16 protein-coding genes and 1 tRNA gene are annotated in these 14250 nt (G+C 67.7%); 5 read left to right on the top strand and 12 right to left on the bottom strand.

The window, feature by feature from the left end; all coding sequences use genetic code 11:
• Positions 1-3 precede the first annotated feature (3 nt).
• Genes DO944_RS03375 through DO944_RS03350 form a run of 6 tightly spaced genes read right to left on the bottom strand, consistent with a single transcriptional unit; the run spans position 4 to position 6650 of the window.
• A complete protein-coding gene (locus tag DO944_RS03375) occupies positions 4-1671 on the bottom strand; it encodes an extracellular solute-binding protein (RefSeq protein WP_112614628.1) in 1668 nt (555 codons plus the stop codon).
• 44 nt (positions 1672-1715) lie between these two features.
• Complete coding sequence (locus DO944_RS03370; protein ID WP_240309842.1) at positions 1716-2603, bottom strand: carbohydrate ABC transporter permease; 888 nt, start codon at positions 2601-2603, stop codon at positions 1716-1718.
• 35 nt (positions 2604-2638) lie between these two features.
• On the bottom strand, positions 2639-3667 hold the full coding sequence (locus tag DO944_RS03365; protein ID WP_112614626.1) for a sugar ABC transporter permease: 1029 nt from the start codon (positions 3665-3667) through the stop codon (positions 2639-2641).
• A gap of 42 nt (positions 3668-3709) precedes the next feature.
• A complete protein-coding gene (locus DO944_RS03360; protein WP_112614624.1) occupies positions 3710-4798 on the bottom strand; it encodes a Gfo/Idh/MocA family protein in 1089 nt (362 codons plus the stop codon).
• Complete coding sequence (locus DO944_RS03355; protein WP_112614622.1) at positions 4795-5523, bottom strand: cupin domain-containing protein; 729 nt, start codon at positions 5521-5523, stop codon at positions 4795-4797. Before DO944_RS03355 ends, DO944_RS03360 begins: the two co-directional genes overlap by 4 nt.
• Entirely contained in the window at positions 5520-6650 is a 1131-nt protein-coding gene (locus DO944_RS03350) for a Gfo/Idh/MocA family protein (RefSeq protein WP_112614620.1), read from the bottom strand. The genes DO944_RS03355 and DO944_RS03350 overlap by 4 nt, the downstream gene beginning before the upstream one ends.
• A gap of 121 nt (positions 6651-6771) precedes the next feature.
• Here DO944_RS03350 and orn point away from each other — a divergent pair, with 121 nt between their 5' ends.
• From orn to DO944_RS03325, 5 genes are all read left to right on the top strand, one after another.
• Positions 6772-7395, top strand: a complete 624-nt coding sequence (gene orn, locus DO944_RS03345) for an oligoribonuclease (RefSeq protein ID WP_112614618.1) — start codon at positions 6772-6774, stop codon at positions 7393-7395.
• Between the two features lie 38 nt (positions 7396-7433).
• Positions 7434-7509, top strand: a tRNA-His gene (locus tag DO944_RS03340).
• Positions 7510-7536: 27 nt separating this feature from the next.
• Complete coding sequence (locus DO944_RS03335; RefSeq protein WP_112614616.1) at positions 7537-7887, top strand: metallopeptidase family protein; 351 nt, start codon at positions 7537-7539, stop codon at positions 7885-7887.
• The gene (clpS, locus tag DO944_RS03330) at positions 7878-8177 is read left to right on the top strand and encodes an ATP-dependent Clp protease adapter ClpS (RefSeq protein ID WP_112614614.1); all 300 of its coding nucleotides are present in this window, start codon (positions 7878-7880) and stop codon (positions 8175-8177) included. The genes DO944_RS03335 and clpS overlap by 10 nt, the downstream gene beginning before the upstream one ends.
• Positions 8174-8644 carry a DUF2017 family protein gene (locus DO944_RS03325; protein ID WP_112614612.1) on the top strand — a complete coding sequence of 157 codons (471 nt, stop codon included), beginning with the start codon at positions 8174-8176 and terminating at the stop codon, positions 8642-8644. The genes clpS and DO944_RS03325 overlap by 4 nt, the downstream gene beginning before the upstream one ends.
• Here DO944_RS03325 and DO944_RS03320 read toward each other — a convergent pair whose 3' ends face one another.
• The 6 genes from DO944_RS03320 to gatC all read right to left on the bottom strand — a co-directional run bounded on the left by DO944_RS03320 (position 8645) and on the right by gatC (position 14215).
• A complete protein-coding gene (locus DO944_RS03320; RefSeq protein ID WP_258524546.1) occupies positions 8645-9223 on the bottom strand; it encodes a hypothetical protein in 579 nt (192 codons plus the stop codon).
• On the bottom strand, positions 9198-9518 hold the full coding sequence (locus DO944_RS03315) for a hypothetical protein (RefSeq protein WP_112614608.1): 321 nt from the start codon (positions 9516-9518) through the stop codon (positions 9198-9200). The genes DO944_RS03320 and DO944_RS03315 overlap by 26 nt, the downstream gene beginning before the upstream one ends.
• Before the next feature lie 40 nt (positions 9519-9558).
• On the bottom strand, positions 9559-10818 hold the full coding sequence (gene dinB / locus DO944_RS03310; RefSeq protein ID WP_112614606.1) for a DNA polymerase IV: 1260 nt from the start codon (positions 10816-10818) through the stop codon (positions 9559-9561).
• A gap of 72 nt (positions 10819-10890) precedes the next feature.
• Complete coding sequence (gene gatB, locus DO944_RS03305) at positions 10891-12408, bottom strand: Asp-tRNA(Asn)/Glu-tRNA(Gln) amidotransferase subunit GatB (RefSeq protein WP_112614604.1); 1518 nt, start codon at positions 12406-12408, stop codon at positions 10891-10893.
• On the bottom strand, positions 12408-13919 hold the full coding sequence (gene gatA, locus DO944_RS03300) for an Asp-tRNA(Asn)/Glu-tRNA(Gln) amidotransferase subunit GatA (protein WP_112614602.1): 1512 nt from the start codon (positions 13917-13919) through the stop codon (positions 12408-12410). Before gatA ends, gatB begins: the two co-directional genes overlap by 1 nt.
• Positions 13916-14215 carry an Asp-tRNA(Asn)/Glu-tRNA(Gln) amidotransferase subunit GatC gene (gene gatC / locus DO944_RS03295; RefSeq protein ID WP_112614600.1) on the bottom strand — a complete coding sequence of 100 codons (300 nt, stop codon included), beginning with the start codon at positions 14213-14215 and terminating at the stop codon, positions 13916-13918. The genes gatA and gatC overlap by 4 nt, the downstream gene beginning before the upstream one ends.
• Between the last annotated feature and the right edge of the window lie 35 nt (positions 14216-14250).

Raw genomic sequence — 14250 nt, 5'->3', positions numbered from 1 at the left:
CGGTCATCCCTGATTCTGCGTGCGCTCGAGCGCCGTGTTGAACGTGTCGATGAGCTGGCGCGACCCCAAGCCCTCGAGCTCGGCCACGTAAGCGTCCCAGTCGTCCTCGATGGACCGCTGGCCTGTGATGAACGACGCGGTCGCCGCGTGGACGGCATCCGTCAGCTGCGTCTGCAGCAAAGAGGTCTGCTCGAGCTCGATCTCGTTGAGCAAGGGAGCCGGGGCGGTGGGCAGCTGCTCCTTCTTCTCGAGCTGCTCAGCGGTCCACTCGGCGATCTCGTCGGTCATCATCGAGAGCACCAGCTCCTGAGAAGAGCCGTTCGCGAGGAGGAAGACCCCGTTGCTGTAGCCGTAGTCGGCGTTGAGAAGCTGTGGGGCGCCGGCGTTGATCGAGCTCCACGCGATGTCGTCCATCAGCTTGCGACTACCGTCGGCCTCGCGGGTGAACGTCTCTCCCTCGACACCCCACTGAGCGAACTCGAGGCCCTCGTCTGAGTAGTACAGCCAGTCGACGAACTGCAGCAGTGCCTTGAAGTAGGGCTTCTCGGCCGCATCGCTCGAGATGAGGATGCCCGAGGTGAAGCGACCACTCGGAAGTTTGTCGCCCGCCGGCCCGCCCGGGAGCGAGATCAGGCGGATCGGGACGTCGCCCTGCCCCGAGTCGGCGAACTTCTGCCGGTATTCCGCGATCGTCTGGGTGTTCCCGGAGATCGCGGCAGACTTGCCCGAGATGAACTTCTGCACAGCCTGGTCATCGCTCTGGGTAATCTCCGGGTCCAGGACGCCCGCCTCGACGAGAGCAGCAGCATCGGACACGACCTGCTTGTATCCGTCCGATGCTCCCGTGAACACGTACTCGCCGGCATCCTGGGCGTACCACGTGTTCGCGTAGCCCCAGCCGGCGGCCGTGGGGTAGTTCGGCGCCATGATGCTGAGCAGGGAGCCGAGCGGTGTCGCATCCGTCCAGCGATCCGACATCGCGTAGTCCAGCTCGGTATTCGCCTGCTTCACCCTCTCGAGCTGCTCGAGGTACTCGTCCCAGGTTGCCGGATCCTCGGTGATGCCGGCCTTCTTCCACAGATCCTCGCGGATGGCCACCGAGTACTGGACATCGGGCACCTCGCGCAGGCCGGGAAGGTGGTAGATCTTCCCGTCCTCCTGGCGACGATTCCGGAGATCGTCCTCGAGGTCCCAATCAGCGATCTTCTGCTGGAAGTTCGGCATGTAGTCGAAGTAGTCCGAGACCGGCAGAATCGCACCGCCCGAGACGAACTGCGTCTCGGATCCCGCGTACGTCGACGAGATGATGTCGGTGGCCTCGCCGCTGCCGATGAGAAGAGACTTCTTCTGATCGAAATCCGCCATGGGGATGTCCGTACGGGAGAACGTGACGTTGTGGTCCTTCTCGAGATGCTCGAAGAACGACCAGTCGTCCTTCACCGGATAGTTGGGGTGGTCCCGATACATGATCGAGAACTGGACGGGCTCGGTCGCGGCGAAGGAGACCCCGGCCTCGAAGTCCTCCATTGCGCCGACGGACTGGGCCTCTCCGATCGTGGCACCGCCGTCGCCGGCGGCATCCTCGGTCGCGGGCCCGGAGCAGGCGGACAGCGCGACCGCGACCGCAGCCAGGCCCGCGGCACCGGCGAGGGTGTGGCGAGTGATTTTCATGGTGTTTCTCCTCTGTGTGAACGTCGTCGTTCGACGTAGGGGATTCAGCCCTTCACCGACCCGAGCATCACGCCCGAGACGAAGTAGCGCTGGATGAAGGGGTACAGGCAGATGATGGGGAGCACGGTGAGCAGCATCGTGACGGCCTGGATGTTCGAAGCGACCTGAGCGGACTCGCCGCCGATCGCTTCCTGGACCCCCGTCGCCGCCGCGATGAGGTTCCGCAGGTAGACGGTCACCGGGAACAGTGATTTGTCGTCCAGGAACAAGAAGGCGTTGAACCACGAGTTCCAGATGCTCACGGCGTAGAACAGCGTCATCGTCGCGAGCACGGCCTTCGACAGCGGCAGCACGATCCGGAAGAAGATGCCGTAGGTCGTGAGCCCGTCGATCGCTGCGGCTTCTTCGAGTTCCTCCGGGAAGTTCTCGAAGAAGGACTTCATGACGAGCAGATTGAAGACGCTCAGCGCTCCGGGTACCACGACGGCCCAGATGCTGTTGCGCCAGCCGAGGTAGTTAGCGATGAGGATGTAGTTGGGGATGAGCCCGCCGCCGAAGAACATCGTGAACACCGCGATGCCGACGAAGAAGGTCCGTCCCTTCAGATACGGCTTGCTGAGCGCGTAGGCGTACGTCGTGGTGATCGCCATCGCGATGACGGTTCCGACGATCGTGTACAGGAACGTGTTCCCGTAGTTCGTCCAGAACGTGCCATCGTTCATGACAACGCGGAACGTGTCGATGTTGAATCCGCGCGGGATGAGGTTCACTTCGCCGGCGGCGATGTACCCCTCCGACGAGAACGCCTTGGCGACGAGGTTGATGAACGGATAGAGAGTCACGACGCAGACGAGCACGAGGGCGACGGCGTTCACCACACGGAAGGTGCGGTAACCCGCTGACTCCTTGATGATGCCGGTCTCCTGGCGCACGCGGGCACTGTCTGGCTTCGGGGGAAGGGCTTCGGTCACCACAGCGAGGTACCAACCAATCGACGGGAGAGGGCGTTTGCGCCGAGGACGAGCACGAGGCCGATAACGGCCTCGAACAGACCGATGGCCGTTCCGTACGAGAACTGGGCCGACTGGATGCCGACGCGGTAGAGGTACGTCGAGATGACGTCCGCCGTCGAGTAGATGAGTGGATTCTGCAACAGCAGGACCTTCTCGAACCCGACGGCCATGAAGGAGCCGATGTTCAGGATGAGGAGCACCATCATCGTCGGGCGGATCCCCGGCAGCGTGATGTGCCAGGTCTGCTGCCAGCGATTGGCCCCGTCGATGCGGGCGGCCTCGTAGAGCTGATCGTCGATGGTGGTGAGCGCGGCGAGGTACAGAATCGTTCCCCAGCCGACCGTCTGCCACACCTCGGACGACACGTAGATGGAGCGGAACCACTCGGGGCGCTGCATGAACGGCACGGGGTCGCCCCCCATCGCCTCGACGACCTGGTTGACCGTCCCGTTGAGAGCGGTCAGCTGCAGCACGAGACCGGCGACGATGACGACCGACATGAAGTGCGGAAGGTACGAGATCGTCTGCACGATGCGCTTGAAGCGACGCGAGCGCAGCTCGTTGAGCATGAGCGCCAGGATGATCGGCAGCGGGAACGTGATCAGAAGGGTGAGGCCTCCGAGCACCACCGTGTTCCAGAACACCGTCCAGAACTGCTGGTTCGAGATGAACGCCTCGAAGTAGTAGAAGCCCACCCACTCGTCGCCGAAGATTGACCCACCGGGGCGAAACCGCCGGAAGGCGATGACGTTCCCGAGCATCGGGATGTACCGGAACACGAGCAGGAAGACGACCGGCACGAGAAGGAAGGTGTACAGCCGCCAGTCGCGGACGAGGGCGCGGCGCCAGGTCTGCTTGGCTCGGGGGGTGCGATCGCGGCGGAACAGTCGCCGCTTCGCGGGCGCCGTGGTGATCGCGCGCGTGGCGGTGCCCTGCCGTGGGCCCTCCCCGAGCCGAACCGGCGCGTGAACGGATTGCGTCATTCGGAACTCCACATCCTCGTGGTCTTCGTGAGCGGGTCGCCGTCAGGGTGTCAGGACGGGCGCCGGCGACGGAGAGCCGACCACCGTCGCGCCCATCTGCGCGTGCAGGCTGAGCTCCGCCGCCATCAAGGCGTGGTCCTGGCTCATCGCGGTTTCGGTGCCATCGATGCAGTCGCGGATGAGCTGCCCGAAGTACGGGAACCCTGTCATGCCGTTCGCGTTGAACCGGTGCTGCGCCTCCTGATTCACGAGGAGCACCTGGCCACCACCGTTGTCGGTCGTGATGTCGATGTACTTGCGCAGCTCGATGTACCCATCGGTGCCCAGCAGAAGCGTGCGCCCGTCACCGAACACTCCCAAGCCGTCGGGGGTGAACCAGTCGACGCGGACGTATCCCGTCGCACCGTTGTCGAGGACGACGTGCGCGTCGCCGAAGTCCTGCAGGCCGGGAGTCTCCGGATGCGCGTAGTTCGCGATGGTCGAGGTCGACACCCGACCGGTCGTCGCACCCGTGTAATGGAGGATCTGGTCGAAGTTGTGGCTGCCGATGTCACAGAGGATGCCGCCGTACTGCGCGGGGTCGTAGAACCAATCGGGGCGTCCCCCGCCGATGCGATGCGGACCGAAGCACACGACCTGCACGACCCTGCCGATCGCGCCCCGCTGAACGAGCTGATCTGCGAGGATCGCCGCCTCCGAGTGCACGCGCTCGCCGTAGTACACCGCATAGAGCAGACCCGTCCGTGCGGTCGCCTCCCGGACGGCATCGAGTTGCGCGAAGGTCGTCAGGGGCGCCTTGTCGACGAAAGCGTGCTTCCCTGCCTCGATCGCCCGCAGTCCGATGGGCGCACGCTGCGACGGAATCGCGGCGGTCGCGACCAGCCGAACCGCGGGGTCGTTCAGGACCTCCTGCTCGCTCGAGGCGATGCGTGCCGTCGGATACTGCTTCGCGAACGCGGCGGCGCGTGCGGGATCCTCGTCGAACACCCAGGTCACCGTCGCCCCGGCGCCGATCAGACCGTCGGTCATGCCGAAGATGTGGCCGTGGTCGAGACCGACCGCCGCGAAGGCGAACTCGCCCGGAGCGACGACGGGGCGCGGGAGGGGGTCGAAAGTGTATGAATCGGTCATCGGGTGTTCTCCTGGTCTGTCAGGTCGTAGGCACGGATCCGTCCGCACATGCCGAAGGCGCGTTCCCCGGGAGGCGCGGGAGCCACACGGGCTCGGGCATCGCGCAGATGGGCGACGTCGCCACGCGCGGCGGCCTCGGTGAGCGTGAGCGAGGTCTGCGCCTGAGCAAGCGCGCCGGCGCGGACGAGCTCGCTCCAGGCGGCCGCCCGGTCGCGGACGAGCGCGCCGGCGCTTGCGTAGAAGTCGTCGAGCGGAGCCCGATCGCCGGCGACGACCGCATCGCGCAAGGCCTGGAACCCCGTCACGGCCAGGTCCCGACGGCGAGCGGCGCGCGCGGCCCGCTCCTCCCCCTCGCCCAGTGCTTCCGCCTCGGCGTACGCCGCCGGGTCGCCGACGATATGCGGGGGGAAGGTCATCACGGCATCGCCGGCCTCCGGCAGTCCCACGTTGCTCATCAGCACCAGCACCTTCAGCCCGCCGCGGTTGACCGCACGGTGGATCGTGCCCGGCGTGAACCAGACGACCGATCCGGCCTCCAGGTCGGTCTCCCGGAACCCCTCGCCGTCGATCGTCTGAAGGGCGCCACGACCCTCGACGACGAGGTAAGCCTCCGTCGAGACGAGGTGGATGTGCGGACTGCCGCCGCAGATGCCGTCCGGGGCGGCGTCGTGGTAGATGTCGAGGTGCGACAGCGAGGTGCCTCCGGGGAACGAGGGGCCGGTCACGATGCCGCCTCGATGAGTGAGCGCTGCTTCTCGTAGAAGCGGGGTGCGCGCTCGACGAGCTGGCCGGCGCGGTAGTAGGGGTCGTCGGCGGGGATCGGGAGGTCGACGAAGGTGCGCTCGATGCCCGCCTTGTAGATGGCCGAGACGACCTCGATCGCGTTGCGGCCGTCCCGCCCGTCCGCGACCGGAGCGCGCCCCTCCCGGATGGCGGCGAGCAGGTCTCCGATCTGCCCCGCGTGCCCGGTGTGCGCGAGAGGTTCCCGGGCAGCCACGACCGCCTCGATCGCTGCCACCAGCTCGGGATCACCGCCCTGCGCGGGGAATCCGCCGCCATCGGCGCGCTCGGCGATCACCCGCCACGGCTGCGACACGCGGGCGTTCGCCCCCTGGATGACGATCTCCTGCTCTTCCCCGTGATGGACCACGGAACTGGTGAGCTGGGCGAGCCCGCGTTCGTAGCGGAGGACCGCGACGGAGAGATCCTCGACCTCGCTGTTGTCGTGCTGCGCGTTGGCGAGCATCGCGGTCACCTCCATCGGGCGGCCGAGGAGCCACAGCAGCAGGTCGATGTGGTGAATCGCGTGGTTGAGGGTGCAACCGCCGCCCTCCTTCTCCCAGGTGCCACGCCACCAGAGGTCGTAGTACGGCAGCCCGCGCCACCATGCCGAATCCACCCGCACGGAGGAGATCGGACCGAGAAGCCCCGAGTCGACGACGGTTTTGAGCGTCGCCAGGTCATCGCGGAACCGGTTCTGTGCGACGACCGAGAGCACCTTGCCTGAGCGCTCCTGGGCGGCCAGCATCGCGTCGCACTCTTCGAGGGACGGCGCCATCGGCTTCTCGACCAGCACATTCACACCGCCGTCCAACGCCGCGATCGAGAGGGCCGCGTGCGTCGACGGCGGAGTCGCGATGCTGACGAGGTCCAGATCGGCCTCCGCGATCATCCGGAGCGGGTCGTCGTAGCCGGCGGCATCCCTCAGGCCGAACTCCTCGGCCTTCTGCGCTGCCTTTCCCGGCATGACGTCGGCAAGGGCGACGATCTCGCACTCCCCAGGGAACGCGAGGTACCCGCCGATGTGGGCACTCGCTATGCCGCCCGTGCCGATGATGCCGATTCTGAACATGCTTCCTCGCACTTCTACTACGTACTACTACGACGTAGTAGTCATGATGGTCGCATCTGCCGCGCGCGGTCAACAGTTTTCTAAAACGACCGTGTCGCGGCCGGTCACTAGGATGGGCGACATGGTGGGAACAGCCGAGAACGACCGTCTCGTATGGATCGATTGCGAGATGACGGGGCTGGATCTCAGCGTCGACGAGCTCGTCGAGGTGGCGGTCATCGTCACCGACTACGAGCTGCGGCAGCTCGACCCGGGCTTCCAGCTCGTGATCCGTCCGAGCGAGGCGGCGCGAGCGAACATGGGCGACTTCGTCACCGCGATGCACGAGACGTCGGGCCTGCTTTCCGAGCTCGACTCAGGCGTGCCCCTCGTCGACGCTGAAGCGGCGGTGCTCGAGTACATCCAGCGCTTCGTACCCGAAGGCAAGGCAGCTCTCGCCGGTAACACGATCGGCACCGACCGGATGTTCCTCGCGAAGTACATGCCTCGGGTCGACTCCTGGCTGCACTACCGCAACGTCGACGTCTCGAGCATCAAAGAGCTCTCGCGGCGCTGGTTCCCCCGCGCCTACTTCCAGGCACCGGCCAAGGACGGCGGACACCGGGCGCTGGCCGACATCCGAGAGTCGATCCGCGAGCTCGCCTACTACCGTTCCGCCGTGTTCGTGCCGGCGCCCGGACCCACGAGCGACGAGGCACGGGCAGCCGCTGAGGCCGCCGTGTCGTCGTATGCCCCATCCGTGTAATACAATCGTCTGGTTGCCCGGTTTCACCGGGAGACATGGTGGCTATAGCTCAGTTGGTAGAGCACCGCGTTGTGGTCGCGGGGGTCGCGGGTTCAAGTCCCGTTAGCCACCCCACGTAAACACCCCGGTCCGGGAGTGCAGATGATCGAGATGGATGTCGAGGAGTTCGAGCTCCTCGTCACCGACGAGCTGGATCGCCTCCCCGACGACATGGTCGACGGACTCGACAACGTCATCTTCGTCGTCGAAGACCGCCCGGAAGACGGCAGCCTCGACCTGCTCGGCCTCTACGACGGTTACGCCCTCACAGAGCGCGAGCGCTACGGGCAGGGCGAGCTCCCCGACCGCATCATCGTCTACCGCGAACCGCATCTTCACGCGTGCGACGACGTCGCCGGCCTTCGCGAGGAGGTCCACACCACGCTGGTCCACGAGATCGCCCACTTCTACGGTATCGACGACGACCGCTTGCACGAGCTCGGATGGGCCTGATGAGCACCGCTCTCCCCGACCTCGACATCGAGACCGACCTCCGTGCTGCGCCCGACGAACCATGGCAGACCGTCGTGTGGAACGACCCGGTGAACCTCATGTCGTATGTGGTCCACGTCTTCCGGACCTACTTCGGGTACTCGCGCGACCGCGCGACGCAGCTCATGCTCTCCGTCCATCACGAGGGGCACGCGATCGTCGCCGAGGGTCCGCGCGAAGCGATGGAAGCGCACACGCGCGCGATGCACGAATTCGGCCTCTGGGCGACGGTCAGACGGGCGAACGAATGACCACGACCATCGTTTTCGCGCTGCCCGCGGCCGAGGCGGACTATCTCCGCGAACTCGTCGATCAGTACCTCGAGCTCGTCGAAACCCCCGACGATCCCCGGGATCCGGCAGCCCGCCGGCTCTCCCCCGACGCATACCCGGACGACCCGGCTGCCGCGACGGAGTTCCGCGCCCTCACACGAGACGATGTCGCTGCGACACGCGCCGCGGATGCGCGCCTGGTGCTGGCCACCCTCGCAAGAGGTTCCCGCGATCGCTCGACCGATACGGCATCCGGCGGGGGACTCACGCTCGATCCGCACGAGCAGACGGCGTGGCTGAGGACGCTCGCTGGGCTCCGTCTGGTGCTTGCGGAGCGCATCGGCATCACCGACGAGAGCATCATGCCGGTGGGGGATCCCCGCTTCGACGTCTACGAGTGGCTCGGGTACCGGCAGGAGATGCTGCTGCAAGCACTCGACGGGTGATCAGACCAGTTCGACGACGTGCGTCGCGAGGCGGCGGGGATCGTTCCGAGCGATGTGGTCCTGCTCCTGCGCCGCCCAACGCTCCCAGTGCGGCCGATAGGTGTCACCGTCGCGGTCCAGGGCACGCCGTTTGCGCACATCGCTCGGCGCGTCCAACCAGATCCGTACGGTCGCGAAGGCTGCGGCTGCGGCGGTCAGCGCACCGCTGCCCTCCAGGATGATCGACTCGTCGCCCTTCAGCGCGCGATCCTGGCCATAGCGGTCCGCCGCCCAATCCCACTGCTGCCAGCGCGCGGGCGCGCCTGTGCGTCGAGGGGCGAGCACGCGCGCGACGGCGTACTCGGCACCCGCAGCGAGGCCGTCCCATCCGGGATACAGCTCATCGAGCGCGATCAACTGCGGCGGCTGCGCGCCGTCCCACTGTCGCTGGAGCTCGCGCGCCAGCGTGGACTTTCCCGCGCCGCTGCGCCCATCGATGATCACGACGTCGCCCGGCGAGACCTCGCCGAGGACGGTGCGGACGAGCGCCGCCGAGGTCAGGCGCGCGACGGCCCTACTTCTTGAGGGCGCGGATGACACGGCTGAGAGCGCGGCCCACGACCCAGACGAAGGGAATGCCGACGGCGACCAGCGACACGAGGTTCGGCTCGAAACGCAGATCATCGCCCTTGCGCACGTACGCCCCGACGGGGATGGCGTAGCCGCCGCCCCCACCGCCGCTGTTCCCCTCATTGTCCTCGCCGGCCCCGAAGCCGCTCCACGTCAGCGCGACCGGAATGAGCGTGATGCCGTCGACATCCTGCTGTTCACCGTAGACGCTGGTGACGCCGAGATTCGCGGTCTGCTTGCCGAGTTCGAGTGCGAGGTTGGGCATGGACCCACCGTACCCTCCCCCGGGTGCCGCGGTACAGGTGTCAATGTTCGTGGTCGGGGCGCGGGTTGGTCGGCATGGCGCCGACGTCGCGACGAGGTCCGAGCACGCTCGCCCGAGTGACCGCACCCCGGCCGAAGCGGGCGCGGGCCCCGTCGAGGGCGTCGTCGACGCGGCGCCATTCCTCATCGTCGTCCCAGAGCGTGAGGCCTCCCGTGCCGTCCGGACGCAGCTTCTCGGCTCGGACGCCGATGAGTCGCACCGGTTGCGAGAGCTCCACCGACGAAAGCAACTCGATCGCCGCTGAGCCGATGCGCTGCCCGACGTTCGTCGCCAGGGGCAGAGTCTGCGAGCGGGAGTACGTCGAGAAGTCGCTCAGTCGCACCTTGATCGACACCGTCCCGGCCTCCCAGCCGCCAGCGCGCAGTCGCGCGCCCACCCGGTCGGCCAGACGCCTGAGCTCGGAACGGAGCACCGTGAGGTCGGTGACGTCGTGGGAGAACGTCTCCTCGTGCGAGATGCTCTTCTCGGCCCGCTCGGTCTGCACCTGACGAGCGTCGTGACCGCGCGAGAGATGCCACACGCGCTCGCCCATCGCCGGACCGAGCGCACGGTCGAGGACGGAGCGCGGGGTGTCCCACACGTCGGCCACCGTCCGGATGCCGCGCGTGAGGAGGGCCTCGGCGGCTTTGGGGCCCACGCCCCACAGGGCACCGACCGGGCGACCTGCGAGGAAGCGGAGCGTCTGGTGCTCGGCGACGACGAGGAGCCCGTCAGGCTTCGAGATCGTCGACGCCATCTTGGCGACGTGCTTCGTCGCCGCGACCCCAACGCTGCAGGTGAGGCCGGTCTCGCTCAGCACGCGCCGTCGAATGAGCTGCGCGATTTCGCGCGGGCTCCCCCAGAGCCGACGGGCGCCGCTCACGTCGAGGAACGCCTCGTCGATCGAGAGCGGCTCGACCAGTGGCGTGATCGACCGGAAGATCTCCATCACGCGTCGAGAGAGCTCCGTGTAGCGCTCGAACGTCGTCGGGACCACGATGGCCTGCGGGCACAGCTGCAGGGCGCGCGCGACCGGCATCGCCGACCGGACGCCGAAGCGCCGCGCTTCGTACGAGGCGCTCGAGACGACGCCGCGGCGCTCCACGCCGCCGACGATGATGGGCTTGCCCGCGAGAGACGGGTCGTCCAGCACCGCGACGGCCGCGTAGAAGGCGTCCATGTCGACGTGGAGGATGCGGGTGCCGGTGTCGTCCGCATCCGGCGGCGACACGATGCGCCCCGTGCCGTCGCCGCGTCCCATGCTTCTATTGTCGCGGGTACCGCCGACAACGGCCGCGCCGTCGGACGACGCGGCCGTGCGACGAAGCTGCGCCTACTGGGCCGCGCGCTCGAGGATCAGCTCGCGCACGCGGGCTGCGTCGGCCTGGCCCTTCATGGCCTTCATGACCGCGCCGATCACGGCTCCCGCGGCCTGAACCTTGCCGTCCTTGATCTTCGCCAGGACGTCCGGTTGCGCGGCGAGGGCGTCGTCGATCGCAGCGATCAGGGCGCCGTCGTCCGACACGACGGCCAGGCCGCGGGCATCCACGACCTTCTGGGGCGAGCCTTCGCCATCGATGACGCCCTCGAGCACCTGGCGCGCCAGCTTGTCGGTCAGGGTTCCGGCATCCACCAGCTTCTGCAGCGCCGCCACGTCAGCCGGCGAGACGAGCGCCTGCGGCTCGGCCCCACGCGCGTTCGCGACGCGCGTGATCTCGCCGGTCCACCACTTGCGGGCCGAAGCGGGCGACGCTCCCGCCGCGACCGTCGCGTCGACCTCGGCGAGCAGGCCGCCGTTGACGACGTCCTGGAACTCGAGGTCGGTGAAGCCCCATTCGCCCTGCAGCCGGCGGCGTCGGGCAGCCGGCGGCTCGGGAAGGGCCGCGCGGAGCTCGTCGATCAGCTGCGGCGACGGTGCGACCGGCAGCAGATCGGGCTCCGGGAAGTACCGGTAGTCGTCGGCATCCGACTTCGGACGCCCCGGCGAGGTCGTGCCGGTGTCCTCATGCCAGTGCCGAGTCTCCTGCGTGATGGTGCCGCCCTCGGCGAGGATGGCGGCCTGACGCTGGATCTCGTAGCGCACCGCACGCTCGACGGAGCGCATCGAGTTGACGTTCTTCGTCTCGGTACGCGTGCCGAGCTTCTCCTGGCCCCGGGGACGCAGCGACACGTTCGCGTCGCACCGCAGGTTCCCCCGCTCGAGGCGCGCCTCCGAGATGCCCAGGCCGATGACGATGTCGCGGATCGTGCGGACGTAGGCCTTCGCGATCTCCGGCGCACGGTGCTCGGCACCGAAGATCGGCTTGGTCACGATCTCGACGAGCGGCACTCCGGCTCGGTTGTAGTCGACGAGCGAGAACTCGGCGCCCTGGATACGACCCGCGGCGCCGCCCATGTGCGTGAGCTTGCCGGCATCCTCCTCCATGTGGGCCCGCTCGATGTCGACGGTGACGGTGGTGCCGTCGGACAGCTCCACCTCGACCGCGCCCTCGAACGCGATCGGCTCGTCGTACTGCGAGATCTGATAGTTCTTGCCGAGGTCCGGGTAGAAGTAGTTCTTCCGCGCGAAGCGGCTCGAGGGTGCGATCGAGCAGCCGAGCGCGAGACCCAGGCTGATCGACGACCGGATCGCCGTCTCGTTCACGACAGGGAGCGCCCCGGGCAGACCCATGTCGACGGGCGCGACGAGGGTGTTCGGAGCTGCGCCGTGGTTGTCGGGGTGAGCCGGGTTCGCAGCCGGCGAGAACATCTTCGTGCGCGTGTTCAGCTCGACGTGCACCTCGAAGCCGAGCACGGGCTCGAACAGCTCCAGCGCCTTGTCGAAGTCCATCAGTGCGACCTTGGCAGCCATCAGCGTGCCCCTCCCAGGATCGGTGCGCGGTCGAGCAGCGGGCCGCCCCAGCTGTCGACGAGCAGAGACTCGAGCGCGGCGCCCACCCGATACAGCTGTGCGTCCTGGCGCGCCGGAGCGATGAACTGGATACCGACCGGCAGACCATCATCATCCGACAGCCCCGACGGAATGGAGATCCCCGGAACGCCGGCGAGATTGACCGGGATGGTGGTCACGTCGTTCAGGTACATCTGCAGCGGATCGTCGATCTGCTCGCCGAGACGGAACGCGGTCGTGGGTGCGGACGGAGTCGCGATGACATCGACCTGCGCGAACGCTTCGTCGAAATCGCGCTGGATGAGCGTCCGCACCTTCTGAGCGCTGCCGTAGTAGGCGTCGTAGTAGCCGGCCGACAGGGCGTAGGTGCCCAGGATGATGCGGCGCTTGACCTCGTCGCCGAAACCGGCTTCGCGGGTCGCCGACATGACGTCCTCGACGGTGCCGCCCGGCACATCGACGCGCAGTCCGAAGCGGACCGAGTCGAACTTCGCGAGGTTGCTCGACGCCTCGGCCGGGAGGATCAGGTAGTACGCCGCGACCCCGTACTCGAAGTGCGGTGCGCTGATCTCGACGATCTCGGCACCCTGGGCCTCCATCGCTGCCAGCGACGCGCGGAACGACGCGCTGACGCCGGGCTGGAAGCCGACATCCGCGAGCTCGCGGATGACGCCGACCTTGAGCCCGCGCAGCACATCGCCCCGGGCACCCTCGCGCGCTGCCGCGGCGAAGGACGGCCACTGGTCCGCCAGCGACGTCGAGTCGTGCGGGTCGTGGCCGCCGATGACGTCGTGCAGCAGAGCCGAGTCGAGAACGGTGCGCGAGACGGGACCGACCTGGTCGAGACTCGAGGCGAGCGCGATGGAGCCGTAGCGGCTGACGCCACCGTACGTCGGCTTCACTCCGACCGTGCCCGTGACGTGTGCGGGCTGACGGATCGAGCCGCCGGTGTCGGATCCGAGGGCGAGCGGCGCCTCGAACGCGGCGACGGCGGCGGCGGAACCGCCCCCGGAGCCGCCGGGGATGCGATCGAGGTCCCACGGATTGCGGGTCGGCCCGTACGCGGAGTGCTCCGTCGAGGAGCCCATCGCGAACTCGTCCATGTTCGTCTTGCCGAGCGGGACGAGTCCCGCAGCACGAGCGCGCGCCACGACCGTCGCGTCGTACGGCGACATGAAGCCCTCGAGGATCTTCGACCCACTCGTCGACGGCATGTCCGTGGTGACGAGCACGTCCTTGATCGCGAGGGGCACACCAGCCAGCTCGCCGAGCTCCTCGCCCGCGGCGCGGCGCGCGTCGATCTCGCCCGCCACCTCGAGGGCGTGCTCGGAGACGTGCAGGAACGCGTGCACGTCACCATCGACGGCGGCGATGCGGTCGAGGTGAGCCTGAGTCACCTCGACGCTGCTGATGCTGCGGTCGGCCAGACGCGCGGCGAGCTCGGCGGCGCTCGACCGGATGATGTCGCTCACTGCTCCTCCCCCAGGATCGCGGTCACGCGGAAACGGTCGTCCGCTCGTTCGGGTGCGTTCTGGAGCACCTGGTCGAGCGTGAGCATGTCGCCGGGGACGTCCTCGCGGAAGACGTTCTCGAGGGCGATCGGGTGGCTCGTGGCCGGAACATCCGGCGTCGCCACCTCCGACACCTTCGCGATGTTGTCGACGATCGCGTCGAGCTGTCCCGTGAGACGCTCGACCTCCTCGTCGTTCAGCTGGATCCGGGCGAGCACGCCGAGGTGGCGCACGAGATCGGGGGTGATTTCAGACACCCGACGATTCTAGTTGGGGCCCGATCGCCCGCGAG

Origin of the sequence: Microbacterium sp. SMR1, from assembly GCF_003289625.1 — a bacterium.
Lineage (GTDB): Bacteria > Actinomycetota > Actinomycetes > Actinomycetales > Microbacteriaceae > Microbacterium > Microbacterium plantarum.
Note: the sequence above shows the minus strand (reverse complement) of the source record. Positions and strands in the feature narration are given on the sequence as shown.

Excerpts from the sequence above, each read along its gene's own strand:
- DO944_RS03375 (WP_112614628.1), bottom strand. The coding sequence starts at position 1,671 with ATGAAAATCACTCGCCACACCCTCGCCGGTGCCGCGGGCCTGGCTGCG.
- DO944_RS03365 (WP_112614626.1), bottom strand. The coding sequence starts at position 3,667 with ATGACGCAATCCGTTCACGCGCCGGTTCGGCTCGGGGAGGGCCCACGG.
- DO944_RS03360 (WP_112614624.1), bottom strand. The coding sequence starts at position 4,798 with ATGACCGATTCATACACTTTCGACCCCCTCCCGCGCCCCGTCGTCGCT.
- DO944_RS03350 (WP_112614620.1), bottom strand. The coding sequence starts at position 6,650 with ATGTTCAGAATCGGCATCATCGGCACGGGCGGCATAGCGAGTGCCCAC.
- orn (WP_112614618.1), top strand. The coding sequence starts at position 6,772 with ATGGTGGGAACAGCCGAGAACGACCGTCTCGTATGGATCGATTGCGAG.
- DO944_RS03335 (WP_112614616.1), top strand. The coding sequence starts at position 7,537 with ATGATCGAGATGGATGTCGAGGAGTTCGAGCTCCTCGTCACCGACGAG.
- clpS (WP_112614614.1), top strand. The coding sequence starts at position 7,878 with ATGGGCCTGATGAGCACCGCTCTCCCCGACCTCGACATCGAGACCGAC.
- DO944_RS03325 (WP_112614612.1), top strand. The coding sequence starts at position 8,174 with ATGACCACGACCATCGTTTTCGCGCTGCCCGCGGCCGAGGCGGACTAT.
- DO944_RS03315 (WP_112614608.1), bottom strand. The coding sequence starts at position 9,518 with ATGCCCAACCTCGCACTCGAACTCGGCAAGCAGACCGCGAATCTCGGC.
- dinB (WP_112614606.1), bottom strand. The coding sequence starts at position 10,818 with ATGGGACGCGGCGACGGCACGGGGCGCATCGTGTCGCCGCCGGATGCG.
- gatB (WP_112614604.1), bottom strand. The coding sequence starts at position 12,408 with ATGGCTGCCAAGGTCGCACTGATGGACTTCGACAAGGCGCTGGAGCTG.